The organism is Porphyromonas levii DSM 23370, from assembly GCF_000379925.1.
Taxonomy (GTDB): Bacteria; Bacteroidota; Bacteroidia; order Bacteroidales; family Porphyromonadaceae; genus Porphyromonas_A; species Porphyromonas_A levii.
On record NZ_KB904245.1, the window covers coordinates 1 to 25,486 of the forward strand.

Sequence of the window (25,486 nt, forward strand, 5' to 3'; positions counted from 1 at the left end):
GAGATGATGCGTATTATTGATGAGTACCATACTGAGCATCCGACCTCTGGAGTTGTGCATATGCGTGATATGCTAAGACTGAGAGGTTACTCAGTGAATGAGAAGCGTGTAAGGCGACTTATGCGTAAGATGGGAATCCTGGTGATCTATCCACAGAGGAGCCTCAGTAAGGGTACTGTGCCGAGCTATATACATCCCTACTTACTTAGAGGGCTTAAGATAGAGCGACCCAATCAGGTATGGTCGACAGATATTTCTTATATCCTTATAGAGAAAGGGTTTATGTACCTCTCTGCAGTTATAGATGTTTATAGTCGTTTTGTGGTGGGTTGGAAGCTCTCCAATACGCTTTCAGCTAATAATTGCACCGACCTTGTAAAGGAGTGTATAGAGCAGTATGGATGCCCCCGAGACATCAACTCAGACCAAGGCGTACAGTATACGAGCAAGAAGTAGTAGAGCTACTAGAGGAGAAAGGAATAAGGATAAGTATGGATGGGAAAGGACGTTGCAAAGACAATATTTGGATAGAACGCTTCTGGAGAAGCAAGATAGGGAAAGTCCCTATTTCGCAATTTATTAGTATCTTTGCTCCGTTTCGATGACACTCAGAGGAGTGTCACCATGCTCCGAAACTCGGAGGACTCGCTGCCGTACGGTGCTCTATCAAGGGTATTAGGCGACGAGTAAAGTGGTACTTAAATAGATATTTATGAGACTAAAGACTATGTTGTTTGGTCTGCTACCCGTGCTCTTACTTTCAGGCAAGAGCTCCACAACGACTCCCGACAAGGGGTTTAATCCTGGAGAGCAGATACCAAGCATTGTAGTGGAAGGGACGGACATCGGCGGTTCTTTAGCAAGCGAGCCAAAGGCGGTGCTGGTGGTATGGTCGGTTGAAGATGCGACCTCTAGAATGGCCAATACATGGGTAATCAATAACCCTGAACTTCGCAGTGCCAATACTCCTATTTATTCCATCTGTATTGATGGTGATGATAAGGATGCCGACTTCTACTCTAAGATCGACGGTAGCAATGCTCCTATTACCCCCATAGGACTGGAGGGAGAGAGCCAGAAGCAAAGAAGCCTAAGGGAATTGGCTTCCCGTGGATCCAACAAAGTGTATTATACCTCGTATGGTATGATCGAAAAGGTAATCACTAGTGATGAACTTTTCAAAAAGATTCAATAATAAAAGGAGCGGCAAGATGGTCTACTATCCATCTCGTCGCTCCTTTTTCTTTTTTCCCCTTGTAGGACTAGCACTACTTCTTAGACTTATTACGCTCATGTGCTGTACGCTGATGCGCTACGGCGTCTTTCTTCTTCCGTGCCCGAACTTCTTGCTCCGTCACTTGGGTCTCATCGCCAAGCATAGCCTGTAGTTCGAAGAGCTGATCTCTATACTGAGCGGCAGAGACAAAGTCGAGCGCCTTGGCAGCTGCCTCCATAGCCTCACGTGTAGATGTTATCTTCTCAGCCAGTGTTTCCTTAGAAAGGTACTCGAAACCCTTCTCCGCAGCGCGCTGCCTATCGGTCTCTACCCGATACTGACGCACCTCCTTAGGCTCAAAGGTTCCACCCTTACTTGGTCCGGTTAGCTCTAGGATAGAAGCACTCTTCTTTATGATCTGCTTGGGCACTATTCCATGTAGCTTATTATAGGCGAGCTGTTTCTCTCGCCTGCGAGCGGTCTCATCTATAGTCAGCTGCATACTTGGGGTGATTCTATTGGCATACATAATCACCATACCATTCACATTACGTGCAGCTCGTCCGGCCGTCTGGGTTAGCGACCTATGATTACGTAGGAAGCCCTCCTTATCTGCGTCTAGTATCGCCACGAGAGACACCTCGGGAAGATCCAATCCTTCACGAAGCAGATTGACGCCCACCAGCACATCAAAGTCGCCCCTCCTAAGTCCCTCCATAATCTCCACCCTTCGGATGGTGACCACCTCGCTATGGATATATTCCGTACGAATACCCTGCTCTGCGAGGTGCTCCGAAAGCTCCTCCGCCATGCGCTTAGTGAGCGTGGTCACCAACGTACGCTCCCCCCGCTCTATACGCAGGTGTATCTCATGCACGAGGTCGTCAATCTGATTCTTCTCGGGGCGCACCTCTATGATAGGGTCGGGTAGACCTGTAGGGCGAATAATCTGCTCTACAATCATGCCGCCACTCTCCTCTAGTTCGAAATCGGCAGGAGTAGCACTCACATAGATGGTACGATCCGTAAGCGCCTGAAACTCGGGGAACTTCAGTGGTCTATTATCTATAGCGGCAGGAAGACGGAAGCCATAGTCTACGAGGTTGGTTTTTCTAAACTTATCCCCCTCGTACATACCCCTCACTTGAGGGATAGTCACGTGGCTCTCGTCTATTACGAGCAAGAAGTCTTTAGGGAAGTAGTCGAGTAGGCAATAGGGTCTTTCGCCTGCAGCACGCCCATCGAAGTAGCGAGAGTAGTTCTCAATACCATTACAATACCCTAGCTCTTGGAGCATCGTCACATCGTTGGTCACCCTTTCGTACAGCCTTGTTGCCTCCTCGGAGCGTCCCATCTTGTGGAAGAGCTCTACCTGCAGCTCCAAGTCCGCCTTTATCATCTGTATGGCCCGCTCCGTCTGCTCCTTGGTGGTCACAAATAAATTGGCAGGATAGATCTGCACCTCATCGAGGGCACTCATCTCCTTCATATCTAGAGGGTTGACACAGCTTATGCGTTCCACCTCATCGCCCCAGAACTCTATTCGGTATGCCATCCCCTCATAGCCCTCCACGGCAGGGAATATATCGAGGGTATCTCCCTGATTACGAAAGGTACCAGGCTTAAACTCCGCTCTATCATGTATGTAGTGGGCGTTGACTAGTTTCCGAAGAAATTCATCGCGCTCTATCTCCTCCCCCACACTGATATCGATACGCTGAGAAGCGTAGTCATGGGGGTTCGCCATACCATAGATACAGCTCACACTAGCAACGACAATGACATCCTTGCGCCCCGAAAGGAGAGAGGCGGTGGTCTTGAGGCGCAGCTTCTCTATCTCGTCATTGATAGACATATCCTTCTCGATATACATATCATTGCTAGGGAGATAGGCTTCGGGCTGGTAGTAGTCGTAGTAACTAACAAAGTACTCTACTGCATTATGGGGGAAGAAGGTCTTAAACTCTCCATAGAGCTGAGCTGCGAGCGTCTTATTATGGCTCAGTACCAGCGTAGGCATCCCTAACTCCTTCACCACATTTGCCACAGTAAAAGTCTTACCCGACCCTGTCACGCCCAATAGGGTCTGCTTGTGCTGCCCAGAACGGATACCCTCCACGAGCTGCTTGATCGCCTCGGGCTGATCGCCCATCGGTGCAAATTTAGAAACTAGTTCAAACTCCTTCATAGACTACAAAGATACTATTTTACTTCGGCTCACGGCTTACTTCTTGTGCCCTAGAAAAAGGAGGTTATGCAGAGCATGCCTGCATAACCTCCTACACTCTATACTTGTGGGTATAAATTATTTCTTATAGAGTGCCTTATTAATCTGCTCCTCAGAGAGCTGCTTAGTACATAGGTACCAGTCGTAGCACTTAAGGTCTGCTTCCTTACCCTGCATACGATCTCTAGCTACACCGCAAGAGCCTGCAGTAGGCTGGATAACCTCAGCACCTGGCTGCCAATCTGCTGGAAGAGCTACACCGAACTCGTCAGCTACCTGAAGACCCTTGAGTACACGTACAATCTCATCGAAGTTACGACCGAGCGCAGCTGGATAGTAGATAATGGTACGGATCTTATCCTGTGGGTCGATGAAGAACACCGCACGGCTTGCCTGAGTGCTATTCTCATTTGGGTGAATCATACCATAGGTCTTAGCAATCTCCATGGTGATATCCTCTACGAGAGGGAACTCTACCTCGATATCCTTCATCCCATTGAACTCTAGGTCCTTGATGCCACGTAGCCAAGCGATGTGACTATAGAGACCGTCGATAGAAAGACCTACAAGCTGAGTATTGAGGTCGGCAAACTCCTGCTGCCTCTTGCCGAAGGTCATAAACTCAGTAGTACATACTGGTGTAAAGTCGGCTGGGTGGCTAAATAGGATCTTCCACTTACCTTGGAAGTCTTCAGGGAAGTTGATCTCGCCCTGAGTAGTTTTTGCATGAAATGATGGTGCCTTATCACCAATCCTTGGCATTGTATAAACCTTCTCCTGTTCCATAATTCTTTCTTTTATAGTAGTTATGTTATTAATTACAGCACAAAGGTATCTCTCTTTATTAGGACTACCAACAGACTGAAGCTATACCATTATAGATAAAAACTATACCCCAACGGCAAGCCCCGTCTACAGCACCTTTTGGAGAGATAGGTAAAAGGTGTATATTTGTATAAATAAAGATAGATATGACACTACAACAACTAGAATACCTCCTTGCGCTATCCCGCACGCGACACTTTGGCAGAGCAGCCGAGGAGTGCGACGTAACGCAGCCCACACTGAGTGCGATGATTTCCAAACTGGAGGACGAACTGGAGGCTAAGCTCTTCGATCGCAAACAAACACCTCTCGGTATCACCCCTATTGGCGAAGCGGTAGTAGCACAAGCCGAAGTGGTTCTACGCGAGTCAGAGAAACTACTCGGCACCGTCCGCGAGTCGCAAGGCTCTCTCACAGGCACCTTTCATATAGGCATCCTACCTACCATAGCACCCTACCTACTCCCTCGCTTCTTTCCTCAGATGATGCGAGAGCACCCCGAGCTGGATATAAGGATAACGGAGATGAAGTCGCCTCGTATCAAAGAAGCGCTTCTCAGAGGTGAAATAGATGCAGGTATCATGGCGGATATCGGGACTACAGATGGGTTTGGGATTACAGCGCTATTCTACGAACAGTATTTTGCCTACGTCTCAGAGCGAGATGAGCTATTCAAGGTAAATAGAATCAAAAGTAGCGACCTTGCAGGTAAATCTTTGTGGTTGCTAGAGGAGGGACACTGTTTCCGTGACCAGCTGGTTCGGTTCTGCCAGATTAAGGAAGCATCAGCAAGCCAAAGAGCTTATCATCTGGGCAGTATAGAGACTTTTATGCGCATGGTAGAAGGAGGGCGAGGAGTTACCTTTATACCCGAATTGGCAATAGACCAGCTCTCCCAAGAGCAAAAGCGCCTAGTGCGTCCCTTCGCTATTCCAGTACCTACCCGAGAGATTATGATGGTCACGCACCCTCACTTTATCCGCACACGCCTTAGGGACTTCTTAGTAGAGAAAATCTGTAAGAGCCTGCCCAAGGAGATGCTCTCCCCTCATCGCCAAAATAGTGTATTGCTAAGGTAGACGCCACTGTTTCTTATTGCAATGCGGGCATACCCCCTTAATAATGAGGGTATAGCCACCTGCCTTGTACCCCTCAGGCAAAAGCAGTTGGCTATAATCCAGCGACAATCCATCGAGGCATATCGTCTCGCCACACACCTCGCACGTGAAGTGTGCGTGGCTGTGCTCGTGCGACTGATTGACCGCATACTTAGCTATTCCACTACCATCCTGTATCTGATGAATCAATCCCACCCCAAGGAATAGCTGTAGGTTGCGAAAGATACTACTCTTATCCACCGTTACCAGCTCCGTCTCTAAGTCGTTCAGACTCATCGCAGTGCTTGCCTCCTCCAAGGCTCTATAGAGGAGATGGCGCACGGGAGTAATACGCACGCCAAAGTGGTCTAGCAATCTTGTTAGTCTCTCCTTATCCATAGCACTCCTCCATTCCTTACACCTTAGACTTATAGGCGAGCGCTCTCAGGGCATTGAGCACCACGAAGAGTGTCACCCCTACATCGGCAATCACCGCAAGAGTTAGCGAAGCAAACCCAACTACCGCCAGTAGCATAACGAGGAACTTAAAGCCGAGGGCAAAGCTAATGTTTTGCACTACAATTTTGTGGGTATAGCGAGAGATATCTATGGCTTGGGGCACCTTCAGGGGGTCATCGCTCTGGATAATCACATCGGCAGCCTCTATCGTGGCATCGCTACCCATGCCGCCCATGGCAATACCCACACTACTCAGCTTCATTACTGGAGCATCATTGAGCCCGTCGCCTACAAAAGCCACCTTATGCTCGGCTAGTAGCTCCGCCACTGCCTCCATCTTATCGTCTGGCAGTAGTCCACCCCTAGCATCGGCAATACCAACCATTCGGGCAGTCTCTACTACGGCTTCCATCTTGTCCCCTGAGAGCATCACGACATGGGTCGTGCCTGCCGCCCTCAGAGCCTCTACCGCCTCGGTACTATTAGGCTTAAGCACATCGGAGAGTACCACCTCCGCAACCAATCGTCCGTCTATGGCAAGCAAGATTACGCTTGCACCCCCTACCCCATGGGTACTGATGTCATGGCGCTCCAGTAGACGGTCACTCCCCACCAGCAATCGTTTGCCCGACGCACTTACCGCCTGTAGCCCTAAGCCAGGCAACTCCTCTACTTGCGCTACCTCTGCTGGCTCTACCCCCTCGGCATATCGCTGAATAGCCATCGCCATTGGGTGCGTACTCCGAGCCTCTAGGGCGAGGAGATAACCTAGTGCCTCTTCGCGTGAGACCCCTTCAAGGAGTCGGAGGTCTTTGACCTCGAAATGTCCCTCGGTGAGTGTACCAGTCTTATCGAAGACTACCGCTTCGACCTTCCTAAGCTCCTCCAGATGAATAGCCCCCTTCACCAATAGACCGTGCTGGCTCATAGCTCCTAGCCCACAGACATAACTAAGCGGCACACTAATCACCAAGGCACAAGGGCAAGAGACAACCAAAAAGACCAATCCCCGATAGAGCCATTCCTGGAATTCGTAAGCCGAACCTAGTACAAGCCAAGGCAATAATACCACGAGCACCGCTAAGGCAAACACAATGGGAGTATACACCTTTGCAAATCGGCGGACGAAACGCTCAGTCTTGGGCTTATGCTCGGCAGCTTCCTCCGTCATCTTTAGTATCTTAGCTAGGGTACTATCTTCATACGGCTTAAGCACCTCAATATCTATCGGCATACGGCTCACCAAGCTTCCTGCCAAGACTTCCTCCCCCGCTTCTAACTCTACCAGCATACTCTCTCCGGTGAGGGACGATTGATCCAGCACCGCCACCTCACTGAGTAGTCTACCATCCAGCGACACGCGTCTACCAGGTGCCACACGTAGGATATCGCCCACGCAAGCATCTGTAGCAAGTATCTCACGGGTTGAGCTTCCCTCTACGAGCTGTACCATATCGTTTCGGACATCCACAAGCTCGGAGATGTTATGGCGCACCTTACCTACCGCCTTAGCCTCGAGGTACTGACCCAATTGATACAAGAGCATCAGCAAGACAGCTTCATAGTGCTGACCTATGGCAAAAGCCCCGACAGAGGCAACCACCATTAGGGTACACTCATTAAAGTAAGACCGCTCGTGGCGTATCAGGCTCCACCCTTCGAGCACTACCGGAAGCCCTACTGGGAGAAAAGCTATCATTAGAGCAATGCTCTTCAGCCACTCTACCCCCCACCACTCGAAGAAATACGACACCAGCGCAGTCAATAGCAAGATAGCAACCGAAACGTTGACTCTCCTTAGTCCTTTGGAACTCTCATCATGATTATGGGTAGCTTCAGTGCCACAAGTACTATTACTAGCACAGCCACAAGCACAGCCGCCACTACAGTTTTTATCACTCATAAATCCTCCTATCAATATTATCTTTCCACAAAGATAAGGACACTACCTTGCAACTCATTTGCAACTTACTTGCCACAGAGAACCAACCAGCTAATCTTCCTCCGACTTCCCTAGGACTTCAACCTAGTTCATTGACCCACCGAACCACCACAGGAGCGAAGTAACAATGCTCTAGCTTCATTACCTTCTGCTGAATCTGCTCCGCCGTATCGTGGATAGGGTCTATCACTATACTCGCTTGGAATAAAGTTGTCCCACGGTCATACTCCTTATCTATCACGTGTATAGTGATGCCCGACTCCGTTTCCCCAGCTGCTTTCACAGCCCTATGGACATGCATCCCATGCATCCCCTTACCGCCGTACTTAGGGAGGAGTGCCGGGTGAATATTGACTATCCTCTGAGGATAAGCCTCTAGTAGAAACTCTGGGATTAGTCTCAAGTACCCTGCCAAGACAATGGCATCTATGCCATATTGCTTCAAGAGGGGCAAGAACACGCTAGGGGTGCTTAGTTCCTCACGCGTAAGGCAGTGGCTCGGGATGCCGAGCTTCTTGGCACGCTCCAGTACATAAGCCTCTGGTTGATCACTCACTACGCAAGCTATCTGCACCCCTGCTTGTGGGTGCTCACGTAGATACTCCGCAATTTTCTGCATATTCGATCCACTTCCTGAGGCAAATATCGCTATCTTCTTCATCTCAAATAAAGTTAAATGTGCACACTCATATATTGCCTGTGCATTATTTTTTATATCTTTGCTCCGTAGTTAACAGAGATGTATGCTCAAAGATAGCTACTTTTGTGGATAAGTAATAAGATTGAATATTGATAACTACTAAGTAAGATTAACTATGGCAAATCAAGAAATTGCTGCTAAGGTAAAGGAGATCATCGTAGACAAGCTAAACGTAGATGCTAGTGAGGTTACAGAGGCTGCTAGCTTCACCAACGATCTTGGTGCTGACTCACTTGATACCGTAGAGCTAATCATGGAGTTTGAGAAGGTTTTTGATATCACTATCGAGGACGAGGTATCTCAGAATATCCAGACTGTAGGTGATGCTATCCAGCACATCGAGGAGGCTCTTGCTAGCAAGTAAGCAGTAAGCTTATATAAAAGTGTTCCCTGGGGATAACGCCCTTGGGAGCACTTTTATTCTTAAATAGCAAAGATATTCAGATAACAAGTATACAATTATCATTACAGATATATATGGAGCTTAAGAGAGTAGTAGTGACCGGACTAGGCGCTATCACACCTGTAGGCAACGATGCGCCTACCACCTGGGAAGCACTTAAAGCAGGCAAGAGCGGTGCAGGGACAATCACCCTGCTGAATACCGAGAAACACAAGACACAATTTGCCTGCGAGGTAAAGGACTTCGACCCCAATAAGCATTTCGACCGCAAGGAGGCACGCAAGTATGACCGCTACACCATGTTCGCCCTAGTAAGTGCGGACGAAGCGATCAAGGATTGTGGTATCGATCTAGAGCAAGCCGATAAGAACCGCATAGGAGTTATCTTCACCAGCGGTGTCGGTGGTATGAAGACCTTCGAGGAGGAGGTCATGGGCTACAACGAAGAGCGTGGTCCTCGTTTCAGCCCTTTCTTTGTGCCCAAGATGATTGCCGACATGGCTGCGGGTCAGATCAGCATGGCTTATGGTTTCCATGGTCCTAACTACGCTACAGTATCCGCCTGTGCGTCTAGTACCAATGCCATCATCGATGCGTTCAATCTGATTCGTCTAGGCAAGGCCGATATGATTCTGAGCGGTGGTGCCGAAGCGCCTATCACCATAGCAGGTCTAGGTGGCTTCAATGCCATGAATGCACTCTCTACCCGCAACGATGACCCTCAGGCGGCTTCACGCCCATTCAGTGCTAGTCGTGATGGTTTCGTGATGGGCGAAGGAGGCGTTACCCTAGTGCTTGAGGAGTACGAGCACGCCAAGGCTCGCGGTGCCAAGATCTATGCAGAAATGATTGGTAGCGGTCTATCTGCCGATGCCTACCACCTCACAGCGTCTCACCCAGAAGGGCTAGGCGCAAAGCTGGTGATGCTCAATGCGCTTGATGATGCTGGGCTCAAGGTAGAGGACATAGACTATATTAATGTACACGGTACCTCTACCCCTGTTGGCGATATTAGCGAGGTGAAAGCTATTAAGAGCGTATTTGGTGACCACGCCTACAAGCTCAACATCAGCAGTACCAAGTCTATGACCGGTCACCTCCTAGGAGCAGCTGGAGCCATAGAGGCGATGGCATGCGTGATGGCCATCAAGGACGGTGTGATTCCACCAACTATCAACCATGCCGATGGTGATGAGGATGAAGAAATAGATTATAAGCTCAACTTCACCTTCAATGTAAAGCAAGAGCGTCCTATCAAGGTGGCTCTATCCAACACCTTTGGCTTTGGCGGTCACAACGCTTCTGTAATATTCAAGAAGTACGAAGAATAAGCAACACCTATGGGCATAAGAGCCATACTAACTATAGTTCGGAAAAGGGTGCGCAAGCTCGCCACCCCTTTCCGAAAGAAAGAGGTACTAGAGGGGAATCCCAAAACACTCCGCCACATAGCGTTGGAGAAGATGATGGGCACAGAGATAAGTAATCCTCAGATATACTCTCAGGCTCTTACCCATCGTTCGTACGAAGGTGCTGGAGGTATGCGGAGCAATGAGCGACTAGAGTACCTTGGCGATAGCGTGGTGAGCCTAGCAGTAGGGCATACCCTATATGAGCTCTATCCTGATGAAGCCGAGGGGACACTCACGAGTATCCGCTCCTATCTCGTGAATAGGCAGAATATGAATGCCACTGCAGCAAAGCTCGGACTAGATAAGCTCATCTACGCAGATAGCGGCGTCACACTCAAGGGCGCAGATGTGATGGGCAACACTCTGGAGGCTCTAATAGGTGCCATGTACTTGGATAAAGGGTACGACTTTGCGGCTCAGTTCGTCCGTTCCAACCTGATTGTCTCCAAGAACAATGTACGTGTGGTAGCCAAGAAGGAAGAGGACTACAAGACTGAGCTCATTATCCTGATGCAGAAGGAGAAGGTAGACTACGAGTTTGTACACCTCGATACCAACTTCACCAAGGAGCAGGGCTTTATCCACCGTTGCGAACTAAGAATAAACTTTCCTACCGGGCAGATGTGTACCGTAGGTGTGGGTAATTCTAAGAAGAAAGCACACCAAAACGCATCGAAAGAGGCGCTTCGGCGTATCGAGAAGATAAGAGCGAAGTAATTTCTCTAGATTGTGATAAATAAATTTGGAGGCAGCTATGCGGATGTTGATATTCGTGTAGCTGCTTTGTCTTTATAAGTTCTGTCCTCTCCTGAAATAGTAGACACATTGAGTTAGCAAAATCATGGATAAACAAGTAACAATTAGGTATCGTCAGCCGGGGATTGCGAAGTTTCCGTCGATGGAAACAAAAGTTTCCAAGGTTGGAACGATAAGTTTCCATCGACGGAAATAAAAGTTTCCACGGTTGGAAACCTACCTTTCCAACGACGGAAAATATTTTGGAACGCCTACTCATGGTGGGCGACAAGACTTCTAAAGCAAAAGCAATTTTATTAGTTTTTTCAAGGAATACTCTGTGCGCTCGCAGCCGACACGCTGCGGACGCATTTTAGTTATATCGAAAGGCTAAAACAAAATACATATTATTTTACTCACGATTTTATCTGCATATACGTGCAATTTACTGGATATAATTACTATATTTGCCCGCAGAATGTAATTTTATCCTTTTATATACAGACATGGAGCTACAAGCAACATTACAACAAAAGACTAAGGGCATACTTCAGGAACGAACAGAGCAGTACCGTGTACCGCAAGAGTTTATGGCGAAGGGCATATACCCTTACTTCCGAGAAACCACTAGCAAGCAAGAGCCAGAGGTGACGATGCAGGGGAAGAGGGTATTGATGTTCGGCTCCAATGCCTACACGGGTCTGACCAATCACCCCGAGGTAATCCTAGCTGGGCAGATGGCTATGGAGCTGTACGGCAGTGGCTGTGCGGGCTCTCGCTTCCTCAATGGCACGCTAGACCTTCATAATACTCTGGAGCGTAAGATGGCGGAGTTTATCGGAAAGGATGATGCACTTGTTCTCGCCACTGGCTTTACGGTCAATTCGGGTGTAATCCCTCAGCTCGTGGGGCGCAATGATTATATTCTATATGATAGCCGTGTACATGCTTCTATCATAGACGGTCGCAGGCTCGCCAGTGCGAAGTCTATCCGATTTAAGCACAACGATATGGAAGACCTAGAACGTCAGCTACAGAAGTGTAACCCCGAGGCACTCAAGCTAATCGTGGTGGATGGTGTGTACTCTATGGAGGGCGATCTGGCACCACTCCCCGAGATTGTGGCGCTGAAGTATAAGTACAATGCCACCCTACTCGTAGACGAAGCGCACGGAGTGGGCGTATTCGGGCGCAATGGGCGTGGTATCTGTGACCATTACGGTGTGACCAAGGATGTAGACCTCATCATGGGGACTTTCAGTAAGTCACTTGCCTCTATCGGAGGCTTTGTGACTGCCGATGCTTCGGTCATCAACTATCTTCGCCACACCACACGCACCTATATCTTCTCCGCTTCATCATCTCCTGCGGCTACCGCTTGCGCACTCAAGGCGGTGGAGATACTAGAGCAAGAGCCCGAACGGATAGAGCAACTATGGACGGTGACCAATTATGCCCTCAAGCGCTTCCGCGAAGAAGGCTTCGAGATTGGCGACACGGCTTCACCTATCATCCCTCTCTACGTAAGGGATGTGGACAAAACCTTTGCGGTCACGAAGCTTGCTTTCGATAATGGCGTATTTATCAACCCCGTTATCCCTCCTGCCTGTGCGCCAGAGGATACCCTCGTGCGCTTTGCCCTCATGGCTACGCACTCTATAGAACAAGTAGAGCGGGCAGTGAAGATTCTAAAACTCTGCTTTAAGGAACTAGATATCATCCAATGACACCTCCTCCAAGGCTACTCCTTACAGGCGCCACAGGCTTCATAGGTCGCTACCTACTCCAAGAGCTAAAGGATAGTGGCTATGAAGTGTGGGTGGCTGTGCGGAGCGAGAGTAATCGAAGGGGGCTCGAGAGTGAGTCGATTGTGGAGGTAGACTATGGCTCTACAGCTCAGATGAAGAGCGCTTTTGAGGAGATAGGGGGCTTCGACTATGTGGTGCACAATGCAGGGGTTACGAAGTGCAGCCATCGGAGTACCTTTATGGAGGTCAATTATCGCAATACTACACGTCTGCTTAGGGCACTAGAGGCATTGGCTCAGCGCCCTAAGTGCTTCCTCTACATGAGTAGTATGAGTAGCTTTGCCCCCAATCTCACAGAGCAACCACTCCGAAGCGATAGCCCCCAACAGCCTATCACGGAGTACGGAAGGAGCAAACTGGCAGCGGAGAAGGCCATTGCTGCGTCGGTGATACCACACGTAATCCTCTGCCCTACAGGAGTATATGGCAAAGGAGATCAAGACTATATCCTCTCTATCCAGACGATGAAGAGGGGCTTCAGCTTCGTATCGGGCACTACGCCACAGCTTCTTAGCTTTGTGCATGTACGTGATGTAGCAAGAGCGGTGAGCTTCTTACTCCAGCACCCTGAGAGCTATGGGGAGCGCTACCTCCTCTGCGATGGGAAGGACTATACCGACCAAGACTTCACAGAGATTGTGTCTCAACTCATAGGACGACGGGTGAGAGAGGTGCGTGTGCCGCTCCGATTGGTCAAACGAGCATGTTATATAGGGGATAAGGTCGGAAAGATTATCGGGAAACCCCTTGTGTTTAACCAAGACAAGTATCCGATTCTTGCCCAGCACAATTGGCTTTGCGACATCACTCCCCTCCTATCCCTCGGTTTCCAGCCACAGTATGACCTGAGAAGTGGTATCGCCGAAGCCCTCGACCTCCCCCGAAAAGAGAATCTATAGATAGAATTATTCCTAGAGATAGACTTAGTTATCTCCGGGAATAATTTTTTATTTGTACATGCAAATATATCTATCCCGCTCGGTACAAGAAAATTGAAGCATCCAGAGAAATCACTTCGGAAGTATAGACGACCTCAATGTGGGCTTGAATAAATCACTTATAATGAGTATTTTTGCTTGAAATAGATAATAATTAGTTTGAAAGATATGAGATTGATTCAGGCATTGTTTTTGTCTTTATTTGTGCTGTTGGGTAACACAGGGAGTTGGGCACAGCAGAGCAAAAAGACGAGGGTAGCGTGTATAGGAGACTCTGTCACCGAGGGGATGGGGCTCAAGGATGCCAAGACGGAGAGTTATCCATCGGTGCTTCAGGGATTATTAGGTGATGATTATGAGGTACGCAACTTTGGGCACAGCGGCGCTACACTCCTCAAGAATGGGCACAACCCTTATGTTAAAACTCAGCAATATGCAGATGCAATGGCATTCCCTGCCGATATTGCGGTCATTCACTTGGGACTCAATGACACCGCTCCTCGCAATTTCCCCTTTTACAGAGACCGGTTTAGGCAAGACTATGTCTGGTTGATTGATCAAGTGCGTAGCCTCAATCCCGATGTCGAGATTTATATCTGTAGTATGACCCCAATATTTACAGGGCATCAACGCTATACATCGAGCACTCAGGTGTGGCACAGTCTTTTACAAAAGGAGATTGAGCAGGTGGTGCAGGCGAGGAATGTACACTTTATCGACCTCAATAGGGCATTTGCGCACCGCCCTGATTTGATTACAGACCGCCCAACTTTGCACCCTAATAAGGCCGGTGCAGAGCTCCTAGCTAAGACGGTGTACCGGCACTTGACTGGAGACTTTGGAGGTTTCCGGATCTCTTCCATCTGGGGCAGTGGTATGGTATTGCAGCAGTCCAGTGCGATACAGATGGAGGGGATAGCGAACGCAGGCACTCCTATTACAGTAGAATGGAATGGGCAGAAGCTAAGCACGGTCTCAGGTGAAGACGGTAGGTGGAGCGTCATTATTTTGACGCCTAAGGGTAGCTACAAGAGCTATGAGATGACCATTAAGCATGGCAAAGAGACTACCCGCTTTACGGATATCTTGGTGGGTGAAGTATGGCTCGCCCTCGGGCAAAGTAATATGGAGTGGCACCTTGGTAATATCAATGGCGGGAAGGAGCTCGCAAAGAGTGCTGATGCCCAACGACCGCTACGCCTTTTTCATCTATGGGAATTGGCTCGCACCGATAATGTGGTTTGGAGTGATGAGGTGCTCCAGCGTGCTAACGAATTGGATTTTTACCACGGTAAATGGGGGAAAGATGCTGAGGAGGAGGCATTGTCATTCTCTGGAATAGGTTATGCTTTTGGGAGACAGTTGCAGGAGCAAATCGATGTACCTATAGGTGTAGTGCAATTGGCAGTGGGAGGTAGTCCTCTTCTTTCATGGGTAAGTAGAGAGCGATTGATAGAGGACCCGTTTTTTCACGGATCTTTTGTCAATTGGCGAAGTACTGATTATATGATGCGATGGGCAAGGGAGCGTGCTACGACCAATTTGGGAGAGAAAAGTAAGGATTCTTTCCAAAGGCATAGTTACGATCCCTCTTTCAACTATGAGGCCGGACTCGTCCAGCTAGGTGAGATCCCATTTGCCGGGGCTCTATGGTATCAAGGGGAGAGCGATGCAGAGAATGCCGAGCTATACGCACGTCTCTTTCCACTATTGGTAGAAGACCTCAGGAGGTACCATGGCACATCTCTTCCGATTTACACGGTACAATTGAGTTCTATCGAGCGTACGCCTTGGCCCTGGTTTAGGTGGCATCAGGCTATGTTGGCAAGCGATCCTATAATCCCGGGTGTACACCTCGCCGTGTCGCACGATTATGGTGACCCTAACGACGTACACCCAAAAGAGAAGCTCCCGGTGGCAAATAGGCTTGTTGCCTTGGCATTACAATACAATTACCATAGAAATATTGTAGCAGACAGCCCGATACCATTGGGGATTAATAGAATTGGAGCAGATAAGTGGCGCATTGATTTTGTCCCTTCAAAAGGACGACTCGCCACCACCGACGGGAGTAGCTCAGTGAAAGGGTTGGAAGTCATTACCACTTCAGGAGAGCGCATAGAGGTCTCTGCCATTATCTCTAAAGATCAGCGCAGTCTCGAGGTGACGATTCCTGCTAATTCAGGTGCGACAGACGTAGTCTACGCGTGGGATCCTATAGTGGGACCAGAGTGTAATCTATGCTATGACGGTGCTCAACCTGCAGGCTCCTTCCGTCTTGAATTTAAATAGAGGCTTAGGTAAGCCCCTTATAGCCGCAGTAGATGTGCGTAAGTAAATAGAAAACCCCCATCCGATAGATTATCGGATGGGGGTTCTTTTTGTCTATTCTAGGGTAGACCTGTTGCAATTCGCACGAATGGCAAATATTTAATCATACAAGCATTGCAACTAAACATTATATTTGATAACTTTGTATTGCAAATAAAGATATAAGGAATTTAAGATAAGGTATAATATCATGGATTTTAAGAAAGGTCGTTGGAATAGCGAGATCAATGTGAGGGACTTTGTCCTCCTAAATGTGACCCCTTATGATGGGGATGCATCGTTTCTCTCAGGAGCATCGGAACGGACTAAGCGTATATGGAGGCTATGCCTAGATGCTATCAAGGAGGAGCGTGCCAATAATGGTGTACGTTCTATAGATGCGGAGACAGTCTCTACCATCACATCACACGCTGCTGGCTATATCTCTAAGGAGGATGAATTGATTGTGGGGCTACAGACAGACGAATTGCTACGTCGCTCAATCAAACCATACGGAGGCATCAGTGTTGTACGCAAGGCTTGTGAAGAGAATGGGGTAGAGCTATCTCCTAAGGTGTTGGATATCTTCACTCATTATGCTAAGACACACAATGAGGGAGTATTCGATGCCTATACAGATGAGATTCGCAAGTTTCGTTCGCTCGGGTTCTTGACAGGTCTGCCTGATAACTATGCTCGTGGTCGAGTGATAGGGGACTATCGTAGGCTTGCGCTCTACGGTCTTGATCGCCTCATTGAAGCGAAGGAAGCAGACTTGGCTACGCTTACCAGCCCGATGACAGAAGCTCGTGTGCGGCTACGTGAAGAGGTACGCATGCAGATTAAGGCACTTTATGCGATAAAGGAGCTGGGCAATATCTATGGACTTGACCTTTCTCGCCCGGCAGAGTCGGCTCAGGAGGCAGTGCAGTGGGTGTATATGGCATATCTAGCAGCGGTGAAGGAGCAAGACGGCGCTGCGATGTCATTGGGCAATGTCTCATCTTTCTTGGATATTTATATTGAGTATGATTTACAAAAGGGTAATATCACCGAGGAGTTTGCTCAAGAGTTAATCGACCAGTTTGTGATTAAGCTGAGGATGGTGCGTCATCTCCGCATGAATAGCTACAACGAAATCTTTGCCGGCGATCCCACTTGGGTCACTGAGTCTATTGGAGGTCGCCTGTCGGATGGTCGTCACAAGGTGACTAAGACATCGTTCCGCTTTATCCAGACGCTCTATAACCTCGGCCCAAGTCCCGAGCCCAACATGACTGTCCTCTGGGCGCAAGATCTTCCTCAGGGCTTCAAAGACTTCTGCGCTCAGGCCTCTATCGATACTTCTAGTATCCAGTACGAAAATGATGATCTCATGCGTGGGACTCGTGGTTCTGACGACTATGGCATCGCTTGCTGTGTTTCTTTCCAGGAGATAGGCAAGCAGATCCAATTCTTCGGCGCACGAGCCAATCTTGCCAAGGCGCTTCTGCTCGCTATCAATGGTGGGCGCTGTGAAAATACGGGGAAGGTTGTAATAGACTGTATTCCAGAACTTAAGAGTGACATCTTGGACTTCGAGGAGGTGATGAGCAACTATCGCCTTGTACTTAGAGAAGTGGCAAGAGTGTACAACGATGCGATGAATATCATCCATTACATGCACGATAAGTACTACTACGAAAAAGCACAGATGGCATTTATCGATACCAATCCCGCAATCAATCTCGCTTACGGAGCAGCTGGACTATCGATTGTTGCCGACTCGCTCTCGGCTATCAAGCACGCACAAGTACGTGTAGAGCGCAATGCAGATGGTCTCTCGACAGCCTTTCACACAGAGGGCGAATATCCCTGCTTTGGCAATGATGATGACCGTGTAGATAGTATAGCTACGAATATTGTAGATATTTTCATGGGACAACTTAGAGATCTTCCAATCTATAAGAATGCAGAGCCTACGCTATCTATCCTCACCATTACGTCCAACGTAATGTATGGCAAGAAAACGGGAGCTACCCCCGACGGTCGTAGCGCAGGCGTTGCCTTTGCTCCGGGAGCCAATCCAATGCACGGACGTGACCAGAGAGGTGCGATTGCGTCGCTCTCTTCGGTCTCAAAGATCAATTATGAAAACTCCCTCGATGGAGTGAGCAATACCTTTAGTATCGTACCACACTCTCTTGGTTCTAATGCAGAGGAGCGTGTAGAAAACCTTGTGAGTATGATGGATGGTTACTTCTCTAAAGAAGCGCACCACCTCAACGTAAACGTGCTCAATCGTGCGATGCTCGAAGACGCAATGGAGCACCCGGAGAATTATCCCCAACTCACAATCCGTGTATCGGGCTATGCGGTCAATTTTGTACAGCTCAGCCGTGAACACCAGTTAGAGGTAATCTCCAGAAGCTTCCATGAGCGTATGCGTTGATAACTACAATCATGATTAGAGTACATTCGTACGAATCTATGGGGACATTCGACGGGCCGGGGCTCCGGCTCGTCGTATTTCTCCAAGGATGCAATTTTAAGTGCGCCTTCTGTGCCAATCCGGATACCATAGCTTTTGAAGGGGGTAAGGAGACAGACCCACAGGAGATCCTCGACTTAGCACTGAGCCAGAAGGCGTTCTTTGGTCGGCGTGGGGGGATTACCTTTTCAGGAGGCGAACCGATGCTACAGGCTCGTCAGCTCTTGCCTTTATTCAGGCAACTCAAGGAACACGACATCCACATTGTGGTAGATACCAATGGTTCGTTTCTCAATGATGATGTCAAAGCGCTACTTGAGCACACAGATATGGTGCTACTAGATGTAAAGGCAGTGGACGAGACCAAGCACAGACACCTCACCGAAGCACGCAATATAAATGTTCGTCGAATGGCAGAATACTTGGAGCGGCAGGGTATTCCCATGCGCCTCCGCTGTGTGATGGTGCCGGGCTACAATGATTCTCCAGAGGATATCCGTCTTATTGGAGAGCAGTATAGCGGCTTCACCAATATTGATAGGGTCGAGGTGCTTCCTTATCACACTTTTGGAGTACACAAGTATAAGTCACTAGGTTGGGTATATCGTCTAGAGGGGCTTACGGAGCATGCCCCCGAAGAGGTCGCCCTCCTGATCCAGGAGTTTGAGAAGTATTTCCCCTTAGTCTGGGCTCAATCGTGATGGCTTAGTATCTATATTCAAAGGTCATCAATAGGAGGTGGGCGTCCCTCCAAAGTTTGTTTGCATCTTATAGTCCAGTTGGACATTAAATACCCCTTGCGCCTTCAAGGTTAGAGGGATCAATAGCAATAATAGAGGCAATAATTCTTTTCATAAAGAGCAAAACTTAGGTAAGTACAATAATAATGAATAAAAGTCTAAGAAACGAATGTAAGACATTTTTTGAAACTTCAAAATTTTAAGCGTTCATTGGCTTTTGGAGTGTTGTGATAACTAAAGATATTGCATGACAAAAATAATCATATAATATTTCAATGTTAGGACAACGGAGATGGTACAATACAACAAATCGGGGCTATGCTGAACCATCCAGCATAGCCCCGATTGTTGTATAATATATAGCGTATTACTTTTGGTAAAACTCCTGATTGGTCATATCGATAGCCTTAGGCCTTAGGAATACAATCTGGAGGATAAGTGCCAATAGCACCACACCTGCGAGTACGGCGAAGCCAATGCCAAGGTGTCCCTCTTGTGCCCAAGCACCGAGTACTTGCGTCACTACTGCACCAGCAAGCACGCCCACAAAGTTCATGAAGCCGTATGCCGTGCTCCGCAGACTATCGGGTACAAACTGACAAAGGATAGGCATGTTATTGGCATCGAATAGACCATAGCCAATACCGAAACAAAGTGCTGCACCCACGATAGCCAAGGTAGTACTACCGATACCTACGAGGACTAGAGCGGGAATGGTAAATGCCAATCCTATCGCACTTGTATATACACGCCCACGGAGGTTGCTCATTACCCACTTATCGCTCAGTACGCCACCAATGATGACGCCCACCAGACTGCTTGCCGCAATGGATATGGTACTCATAGGTCCAGCCTGCATCATATCCACGCCCAAATTCTCTGCGAATAGAGTGGGCAACCAGTTGCGCACCGCCCAGCCTGGGAGACTAGGGGCGGCAAACATCACTAGGATAACCCAAAAGGCTGGCGTGCCGAATAGTCGCTTCAGTCCAGTCATCACCGGCACCTTAGCTACCACGACATCCGCAGTTGCCTTCTTTCCACTTACTGTGCGCTTATCCATCAATACAATTGAGAGCAGCACGGCATATGCAACACCGATAACACCGAACCAGTGGAACGTCTCTTGCCAACTGAGATGGTGCGCCACAGTGGCGCCAAAGCCACCCAAGGCTTGTCCTAGATAGAGCCCTATCATGTGGATACCAGTAGCAAGCGAACGAGTCTTGCCCGTATGATACTCCGTGATAAGAGCCAGTCCCGCAGGGATATATAGTGCCTCGCTCACACCCATAATGGCACGAAGCACCAGCATCTGCTCAAAGGTGGTACAGAAACCCATGCCTAGGGTAATCGCACTCCATACCCCTAGGCTCCCTACAATAATCCATTTACGACTAAAACGGTCGGCAAAGCCCCCCGCTACAGGACTAAGGAATGCGTAGATCCAGAGGAATACCGCCATAAGCATACCGAAGTTCTCCATATCCTGGAGCGCTTGGATATCCACAGCGATACTCTCGCGCATAGTAGAGAGTACCTGACGATCTAGGTAGTTGAGTAGCGCTACCATACTCAGTAGCACTACCACCAGCCAAGCATACCACTTACTCTCTTTGATGTGTCTGACGTCTGCCATAGTTTACTTCCTAAGAGTAGTTATCTCATCACACAGGAGCGATGCCTTTACAAGCATACGAGGGATATGGAAAGGACCCTTAAAAATATTTCCCTTGGCAGGCTGAGCCACAGTACCATCACGATGCAGATAGCCGTACCACTCGGGATACTCCTTATCCTTCAAGTGCTTCCAAGCCCAATCATCTACCTTCTGGTACCAGTCTACATACTTCTCATCTCCCGTAAGGATATAGGCATAAAGGGTAGCTATCTGTGCTTCGGTCTGTGGCCACCAGAACTTCATATCCTGCGAATAGTCTTGTGCAGGGAAGCCCTTGCAGTCACGGAAGTTGATGATACCACCATGTACCTCGTCCCAACCCCACTTCCACGCATCATCGAGTATCGTAGTAGAGAAGTCACGCATCTCCTTGGCACAAGAGAGGTTCGGCATTAGGCGACTCGCCTCCATTAGGAACCATGCAGTCTCGATACAGTGACCAGGATTGATAACCCGACCATTGAGGGTATCAATCATCTCTCCCTCAGGAGTTACCATCTCCAGTACGCAATTATACTTAGGCTGATAGAGCTTGTCCTTGATAAGGCGGAAGCTCTCCTCCACTTGCTTAGCTAGGCGCTCATCCTCGGTGACCTGCGAGAGCACCACCGCCACATTGAGCATAATCATCGTAATGCTATGCCCCACCGCCTCTAGCGAAGGTAGATACTTAGGCTCCAGCATTCCAGGAGTAGCCAGCCACTGTTGTACTTTGAAGAATAGATTGAGCGCCTTCTCGGCATAGCTCTTATCACCCGTTGCCTTGGCATATTCAGCCCAAGCGATGATTGCGAAGCTCTCCGAGAACACATACCGACGCTTCCTAAGTGGTGTACCATCGCGCTTCACCTCGAAGTACATACGTCCGTCCTTAGGGTCGAAGCAGTATTGCTCCATAAAGTCGAGTATTTGCTTGCTCGCCTCCAAGTACTCGGGGCGTTGTGCTACATTATTGTAGGCATAGGCGAAGGTAAAAGCAGAGCGCCCTTGGAACCATACCGACTTAGTCTCGTCCATCAAGACGCCATCCCTATCAAGACAGGTAAGCATCCCACCATACTCTCGATCCAGACCGTGCTCCAACCAAAATGGGAGGATACCCTCCGTAAGCTCAGAGCGATAGCGCTGAGCTTGTTTTCCGAAGTCTATCATACGAACTTACTTAACCGCAACGTCGAAGAACTTAATAGCCTCTAGCTCCCTCCTTATTGCCTCCGACTCCACTGGCTCTATCGTACGGAATGGGATGCGGTTAGGACCAAGGTCTAGCCCTAGGAGCTTCATGATATGCTTACCAGCTACAATATTGCCACGGTACTTAGCAATCACGTTGATAACGTCCTGAGCATAGTTCTGATGCTTCACCGCCTCATCGATATTGCCCTTATTCCACTCCTCGATAATGCTCACCAAGCCACGCCCATTGTAGTTGGCAGTTCCGCTGATACCCCCTTGGGCACCACCCATCACGAGACCAGAAAGAATCGTCTCGTCTTGACCATGCAGCATATCGAACTTTCCACCCTCATAGAGCATGCACTGGTTGTACTCATATAGACTCTCGTAGGTGTACTTGATGCCTGCGAAGTTAGGAATCTTACCATCTACATACTTCAGGAAGTCTACCATGCTCAGATAAGCCCCATTGAATACAGGGATATGATAGAAATAGAATGGAAGCTCAGGTGCACCCTCAGCAATCTGAGCACAGTAAGCAGCTAGCTCCTCTACCCTACCTACCTTTGGGAATGGAGGTGCCATAGCTCCAATACCATATACGCCTAGGGCTTGAGCATGCTCCGCAAGCTTGCGGCTACTCTTTACACAAGTAGAACCCACATGCACGATCACCTTGAAATTATCCCACGCCTTAGTAGCATTGTGCCAAGCCTCAGCCAACTGCATGCGCTCCTCATCCGTAAGCATATACCCTTCGCCAGAAGAACCATTGATAAATACCCCTACGAGACCATTCTTCCTAAGTAGCTCTGCGTACTGTGGAATCACACTGACATTTACCTCCTTACCATCAGCGGTAAAAGGGGTAAAGGGAGCCACCAATAGGCCCTTAATCTTTTCAAACTTTGCCATAATCTTTTCTTACTAATATATTGTGTAATTATTCTTCGTACAGTTCATCGCCCTCCACGAGTTCTACCAGAAGCTGGGCTATCTCACGAGCACAAGCCTCGGCAAAGGCTTTTCCCTTCTCGGGGGTTGCCTTCCGTGGATCTCCAATACCCGTATCTTCGGTCACATCCAGCCAGTTACGAGGCGTCCAAGCAATACCTTTTCTCAGCCCCTCCACAGCCCAGCCATGTTGCTTACCCTCACCAGCGCGCTCTAGTTCTACCAATTCAGGGAGATAGTGCATCATCACCGAGGTTTCCAACTCGTGTGCATGCTCTCCGTCCATCTCGAAGTACTCCTTCTCGGGTGCCGCTTTCCACCACTCCGCAGATAGGATCAGGAAGTCGGGATAGTCCACAGCGAGGTCACGAATCATATTCTTGAAGCTATTGCCACCATGACCATTGAGAATCAGAAGTATATTTATACCTTGCTCATCTAGGCTCTCCACGATGTCGCTCAGAATCCCCGCCTGAGTCTCATACCGAGTATGGATACAGAAAGGCAACTCCCTCTGCCCTGGGTTTTGTGCGCCAAAGGGTACAGGGGGCAGCACCATCGTGTGTACATCCTTTTCCCAAGCTAGGCGGGCGGCATCCAGCCCTATCGCCTGCGATAGATAGCAGTCGGTAAGATAAGGCAAGTGGTAGTTGTGGGGTTCGGTAGCCCCCCAAGGCAAAATAGCTATATGGTATTCCTCTTTCCGTACCCGTCCATAATTGGTGGTACTCAAGTCATAATCTTTTATCATAATATCTGTCTCCAAGCATTGAAAGTCCGTACCCCAGGTTTGCGCTCTCCGCCAATCACCGTAGCAGCTTCGGGCGAAACGGCAAGCACAGCACCTGCCGTAGCTAGCGCATTATCTGTCGCCACAATCTCCCAACCATTTGTCTCCGGTATAAAGCGAATAATATGTGGCATAAAGTGGTAATCCTCCTCCTTCATACTCATATAGGCTTTGCCCTCCTCGGCGTACCTATCTAGGAGCGCTTCGTTGCCCTCCTTGGTAGCAATAGCTTTATTGAACCCGCGCATAATAGCAGGCTCAAAGACCTCCCAGTCTACACCACCAACCACATACACCTGCTTTGTGGTTGGTTCCACAGCCACCGTGCTTCCCACGAAGAGGAGCTTACGCCCATTTTCTAAAGTAGGACGCTCCGCTACCAATTCCCACTGAGGGGACTCGGCATGGATGCTGATGCGATAAGCCTTTTCGTGCATATAGGGGGGCTGCTCAAGCCCTACGGCAGGACGGTGACCTCCGAAGATATAGAAATAGCCATCGAGGATAAAGCTCACGCACTGAATACGTGCACCATCGGGCAGCGCAGCAAGCGTATGATGCTCGCCCGTCTTGATATTGACCTGAACCAAACTATCCATTGGCACACCATCAGCCACCCATCCACCGGCTAGATAAAGGCTATCGCCAGAGTAAGCGCCACTACCTTCGAACCAACCAGAGGGCAGCTTAGTATCGAGCAACTTCACACCCTCCGCGGTCACCTCATGAATGGTATCATACGCCTTTGTGCCATCCGAACCACCGACGAAGTAGAGGCGCTTGCCATCACTGCTAGGGATAGAAGTGCCGTAAGCAATAGGAGCGACCAACTCACCTATCCTTCTGGTCTCTCCGTCTCTCAGTCCGTAAACCGAACGGTAATACTTCTTTGTTCCCCCCTCGCTTGGACCTTTATCAGGGAAGTTGCACCCTCCGCCATAAATAGTCCACTCACCCAGAGCACCTCCAAATGCACCCGACACCCCTTTGGTAAAACCAGCCTCTGGATAAAGGCTTGTTTCCGTACTGATCGCCAACTTCTGTAGCATCTTCACCTCTTCTTTCTTATGTTCACACCCACACCCTGCCAGACCTACAATCCATATCGTAATAAGCCCGAGGGCAATAAAGCACCTATTCATAAATAAATTACTAATCTTACCGACCAGACAAATCTACCCAAAATTTCTCATACCGATAGCAAAAATAATAGCCTGAGAGAAGTAGAGAAGAAAAAAATCATACCCGTACCTCGTTGACCTGCCTAGGCAGACCCCACGACCATTTAATATATACTAATCACCACAATTAGTATATATTAAATTACTCATTTAGTATATATTAAACCGGTCAATTAATATATATTAAATGGTCTTGGGGTATAGCGAGAGCGGTCAACGAGTAGGCATGAAAGGTTTTTCGCCCTTACAGTATCCGTCTTTTCCCGAATAGGGTTGACTTTTTTGGGACAATCCTACTATCTACTTGACCTTATGTGCCTGTGGTATCACTGACCTATTGACTCCCATTTCCTAATTTACTTGACTATGCCCACTAAGTGGCTGACTATTTCAGCGCATTACAGGGTATCTTTCCCTAAATC

Annotated in this window: 21 protein-coding genes; 11 read left to right on the top strand and 10 right to left on the bottom strand. The window is 48.7% G+C overall.

The features are described from left to right. Together A3GG_RS12615 and A3GG_RS0104310 are read left to right on the top strand one after the other, a co-directional pair. The coding region (locus A3GG_RS12615; RefSeq protein WP_018358091.1) for a DDE-type integrase/transposase/recombinase at nt 1-456 on the top strand (456 nt) is incomplete at its 5' end. Between the two features lie 256 nt (nt 457-712). Beyond that, complete coding sequence (locus A3GG_RS0104310) at nt 713-1,195, top strand: hypothetical protein (protein WP_018358092.1); 483 nt, start codon at nt 713-715, stop codon at nt 1,193-1,195. A gap of 73 nt (nt 1,196-1,268) precedes the next feature. Here A3GG_RS0104310 and uvrB read toward each other — a convergent pair whose 3' ends face one another. Both uvrB and A3GG_RS0104320 read right to left on the bottom strand, forming a co-directional pair. Next, nucleotides 1,269-3,404 carry an excinuclease ABC subunit UvrB gene (uvrB, locus tag A3GG_RS0104315; protein WP_018358093.1) on the bottom strand — a complete coding sequence of 712 codons (2,136 nt, stop codon included), beginning with the start codon at nt 3,402-3,404 and terminating at the stop codon, nt 1,269-1,271. Nucleotides 3,405-3,521: 117 nt separating this feature from the next. Then, nucleotides 3,522-4,229 carry a peroxiredoxin gene (locus A3GG_RS0104320; protein ID WP_018358094.1) on the bottom strand — a complete coding sequence of 236 codons (708 nt, stop codon included), beginning with the start codon at nt 4,227-4,229 and terminating at the stop codon, nt 3,522-3,524. 185 nt (nt 4,230-4,414) lie between these two features. On the opposite strand from A3GG_RS0104320, the gene A3GG_RS0104325 reads away from it, so the two are divergent. Beyond that, nucleotides 4,415-5,347, top strand: a complete 933-nt coding sequence (locus tag A3GG_RS0104325) for a hydrogen peroxide-inducible genes activator (RefSeq protein WP_018358095.1) — start codon at nt 4,415-4,417, stop codon at nt 5,345-5,347. Here A3GG_RS0104325 and A3GG_RS0104330 read toward each other — a convergent pair. The 3 genes from A3GG_RS0104330 to purN all read right to left on the bottom strand — a co-directional run bounded on the left by A3GG_RS0104330 (nt 5,339) and on the right by purN (nt 8,427). Further along, nucleotides 5,339-5,764 carry a Fur family transcriptional regulator gene (locus A3GG_RS0104330; protein ID WP_018358096.1) on the bottom strand — a complete coding sequence of 142 codons (426 nt, stop codon included), beginning with the start codon at nt 5,762-5,764 and terminating at the stop codon, nt 5,339-5,341. The genes A3GG_RS0104325 and A3GG_RS0104330 overlap by 9 nt on opposite strands. A 16-nt stretch (nt 5,765-5,780) precedes the next feature. Next, nucleotides 5,781-7,727: a heavy metal translocating P-type ATPase gene (locus A3GG_RS0104335; RefSeq protein ID WP_018358097.1), complete on the bottom strand. Its 1,947-nt coding sequence runs from the start codon at nt 7,725-7,727 to the stop codon at nt 5,781-5,783. Nucleotides 7,728-7,845: 118 nt separating this feature from the next. Further along, a complete protein-coding gene (purN, locus tag A3GG_RS0104340) occupies nt 7,846-8,427 on the bottom strand; it encodes a phosphoribosylglycinamide formyltransferase (RefSeq protein WP_018358098.1) in 582 nt (193 codons plus the stop codon). A 154-nt stretch (nt 8,428-8,581) separates the two neighbouring features. Here purN and A3GG_RS0104345 point away from each other — a divergent pair, with 154 nt between their 5' ends. The 8 genes from A3GG_RS0104345 (at nt 8,582) to pflA (ending at nt 19,243) form a co-directional block, all read left to right on the top strand. Then, nucleotides 8,582-8,830, top strand: a complete 249-nt coding sequence (locus A3GG_RS0104345) for an acyl carrier protein (protein WP_018358099.1) — start codon at nt 8,582-8,584, stop codon at nt 8,828-8,830. Between the two features lie 113 nt (nt 8,831-8,943). Continuing rightward, a complete protein-coding gene (gene fabF, locus A3GG_RS0104350; protein ID WP_018358100.1) occupies nt 8,944-10,200 on the top strand; it encodes a beta-ketoacyl-ACP synthase II in 1,257 nt (418 codons plus the stop codon). A gap of 9 nt (nt 10,201-10,209) precedes the next feature. Continuing rightward, the gene (locus tag A3GG_RS0104355; RefSeq protein WP_018358101.1) at nt 10,210-10,998 is read left to right on the top strand and encodes a ribonuclease III family protein; all 789 of its coding nucleotides are present in this window, start codon (nt 10,210-10,212) and stop codon (nt 10,996-10,998) included. A 524-nt stretch (nt 10,999-11,522) separates the two neighbouring features. Next, nucleotides 11,523-12,743, top strand: a complete 1,221-nt coding sequence (gene spt / locus A3GG_RS0104360) for a serine palmitoyltransferase (protein WP_018358102.1) — start codon at nt 11,523-11,525, stop codon at nt 12,741-12,743. Continuing rightward, on the top strand, nt 12,740-13,723 hold the full coding sequence (locus tag A3GG_RS0104365) for an NAD-dependent epimerase/dehydratase family protein (protein ID WP_018358103.1): 984 nt from the start codon (nt 12,740-12,742) through the stop codon (nt 13,721-13,723). Before spt ends, A3GG_RS0104365 begins: the two co-directional genes overlap by 4 nt. Before the next feature lie 207 nt (nt 13,724-13,930). Continuing rightward, the gene (locus tag A3GG_RS11855) at nt 13,931-16,054 is read left to right on the top strand and encodes a GDSL-type esterase/lipase family protein (protein ID WP_018358104.1); all 2,124 of its coding nucleotides are present in this window, start codon (nt 13,931-13,933) and stop codon (nt 16,052-16,054) included. Between the two features lie 229 nt (nt 16,055-16,283). Continuing rightward, nucleotides 16,284-18,503 (top strand): formate C-acetyltransferase, encoded by a 2,220-nt coding sequence (gene pflB / locus A3GG_RS0104375; protein ID WP_018358105.1) that lies wholly within the window; start codon nt 16,284-16,286, stop codon nt 18,501-18,503. 11 nt (nt 18,504-18,514) lie between these two features. Beyond that, complete coding sequence (pflA, locus tag A3GG_RS0104380; RefSeq protein WP_026215615.1) at nt 18,515-19,243, top strand: pyruvate formate-lyase-activating protein; 729 nt, start codon at nt 18,515-18,517, stop codon at nt 19,241-19,243. Between the two features lie 406 nt (nt 19,244-19,649). On the opposite strand, the gene A3GG_RS0104385 is transcribed toward pflA, so the two are convergent. The 5 genes from A3GG_RS0104385 to A3GG_RS0104405 are packed head-to-tail and all read right to left on the bottom strand — an operon-like array spanning nt 19,650 to nt 25,025. After that, nucleotides 19,650-20,903: an MFS transporter gene (locus A3GG_RS0104385; RefSeq protein WP_026215616.1), complete on the bottom strand. Its 1,254-nt coding sequence runs from the start codon at nt 20,901-20,903 to the stop codon at nt 19,650-19,652. A 21-nt stretch (nt 20,904-20,924) separates the two neighbouring features. After that, nucleotides 20,925-22,115 (bottom strand): AGE family epimerase/isomerase, encoded by a 1,191-nt coding sequence (locus A3GG_RS0104390; RefSeq protein ID WP_018358108.1) that lies wholly within the window; start codon nt 22,113-22,115, stop codon nt 20,925-20,927. Between the two features lie 6 nt (nt 22,116-22,121). Then, entirely contained in the window at nt 22,122-23,054 is a 933-nt protein-coding gene (locus tag A3GG_RS0104395) for a dihydrodipicolinate synthase family protein (RefSeq protein WP_018358109.1), read from the bottom strand. A gap of 28 nt (nt 23,055-23,082) precedes the next feature. Then, the gene (locus A3GG_RS0104400; protein WP_018358110.1) at nt 23,083-23,844 is read right to left on the bottom strand and encodes a creatininase family protein; all 762 of its coding nucleotides are present in this window, start codon (nt 23,842-23,844) and stop codon (nt 23,083-23,085) included. Next, entirely contained in the window at nt 23,841-25,025 is a 1,185-nt protein-coding gene (locus A3GG_RS0104405) for a hypothetical protein (RefSeq protein WP_018358111.1), read from the bottom strand. Before A3GG_RS0104405 ends, A3GG_RS0104400 begins: the two co-directional genes overlap by 4 nt. Nucleotides 25,026-25,486 lie beyond the last annotated feature (461 nt).

Excerpts from the sequence above, each read along its gene's own strand:
- A3GG_RS0104310 (WP_018358092.1), top strand. The coding sequence starts at position 713 with ATGAGACTAAAGACTATGTTGTTTGGTCTGCTACCCGTGCTCTTACTT.
- uvrB (WP_018358093.1), bottom strand. The coding sequence starts at position 3,404 with ATGAAGGAGTTTGAACTAGTTTCTAAATTTGCACCGATGGGCGATCAG.
- A3GG_RS0104320 (WP_018358094.1), bottom strand. The coding sequence starts at position 4,229 with ATGGAACAGGAGAAGGTTTATACAATGCCAAGGATTGGTGATAAGGCA.
- A3GG_RS0104325 (WP_018358095.1), top strand. The coding sequence starts at position 4,415 with ATGACACTACAACAACTAGAATACCTCCTTGCGCTATCCCGCACGCGA.
- A3GG_RS0104330 (WP_018358096.1), bottom strand. The coding sequence starts at position 5,764 with ATGGATAAGGAGAGACTAACAAGATTGCTAGACCACTTTGGCGTGCGT.
- A3GG_RS0104335 (WP_018358097.1), bottom strand. The coding sequence starts at position 7,727 with ATGAGTGATAAAAACTGTAGTGGCGGCTGTGCTTGTGGCTGTGCTAGT.
- purN (WP_018358098.1), bottom strand. The coding sequence starts at position 8,427 with ATGAAGAAGATAGCGATATTTGCCTCAGGAAGTGGATCGAATATGCAG.
- A3GG_RS0104345 (WP_018358099.1), top strand. The coding sequence starts at position 8,582 with ATGGCAAATCAAGAAATTGCTGCTAAGGTAAAGGAGATCATCGTAGAC.
- fabF (WP_018358100.1), top strand. The coding sequence starts at position 8,944 with ATGGAGCTTAAGAGAGTAGTAGTGACCGGACTAGGCGCTATCACACCT.
- A3GG_RS0104355 (WP_018358101.1), top strand. The coding sequence starts at position 10,210 with ATGGGCATAAGAGCCATACTAACTATAGTTCGGAAAAGGGTGCGCAAG.
- spt (WP_018358102.1), top strand. The coding sequence starts at position 11,523 with ATGGAGCTACAAGCAACATTACAACAAAAGACTAAGGGCATACTTCAG.
- A3GG_RS0104365 (WP_018358103.1), top strand. The coding sequence starts at position 12,740 with ATGACACCTCCTCCAAGGCTACTCCTTACAGGCGCCACAGGCTTCATA.
- A3GG_RS11855 (WP_018358104.1), top strand. The coding sequence starts at position 13,931 with ATGAGATTGATTCAGGCATTGTTTTTGTCTTTATTTGTGCTGTTGGGT.
- pflB (WP_018358105.1), top strand. The coding sequence starts at position 16,284 with ATGGATTTTAAGAAAGGTCGTTGGAATAGCGAGATCAATGTGAGGGAC.
- pflA (WP_026215615.1), top strand. The coding sequence starts at position 18,515 with ATGATTAGAGTACATTCGTACGAATCTATGGGGACATTCGACGGGCCG.
- A3GG_RS0104390 (WP_018358108.1), bottom strand. The coding sequence starts at position 22,115 with ATGATAGACTTCGGAAAACAAGCTCAGCGCTATCGCTCTGAGCTTACG.
- A3GG_RS0104395 (WP_018358109.1), bottom strand. The coding sequence starts at position 23,054 with ATGGCAAAGTTTGAAAAGATTAAGGGCCTATTGGTGGCTCCCTTTACC.
- A3GG_RS0104400 (WP_018358110.1), bottom strand. The coding sequence starts at position 23,844 with ATGATAAAAGATTATGACTTGAGTACCACCAATTATGGACGGGTACGG.
- A3GG_RS0104405 (WP_018358111.1), bottom strand. The coding sequence starts at position 25,025 with ATGAATAGGTGCTTTATTGCCCTCGGGCTTATTACGATATGGATTGTA.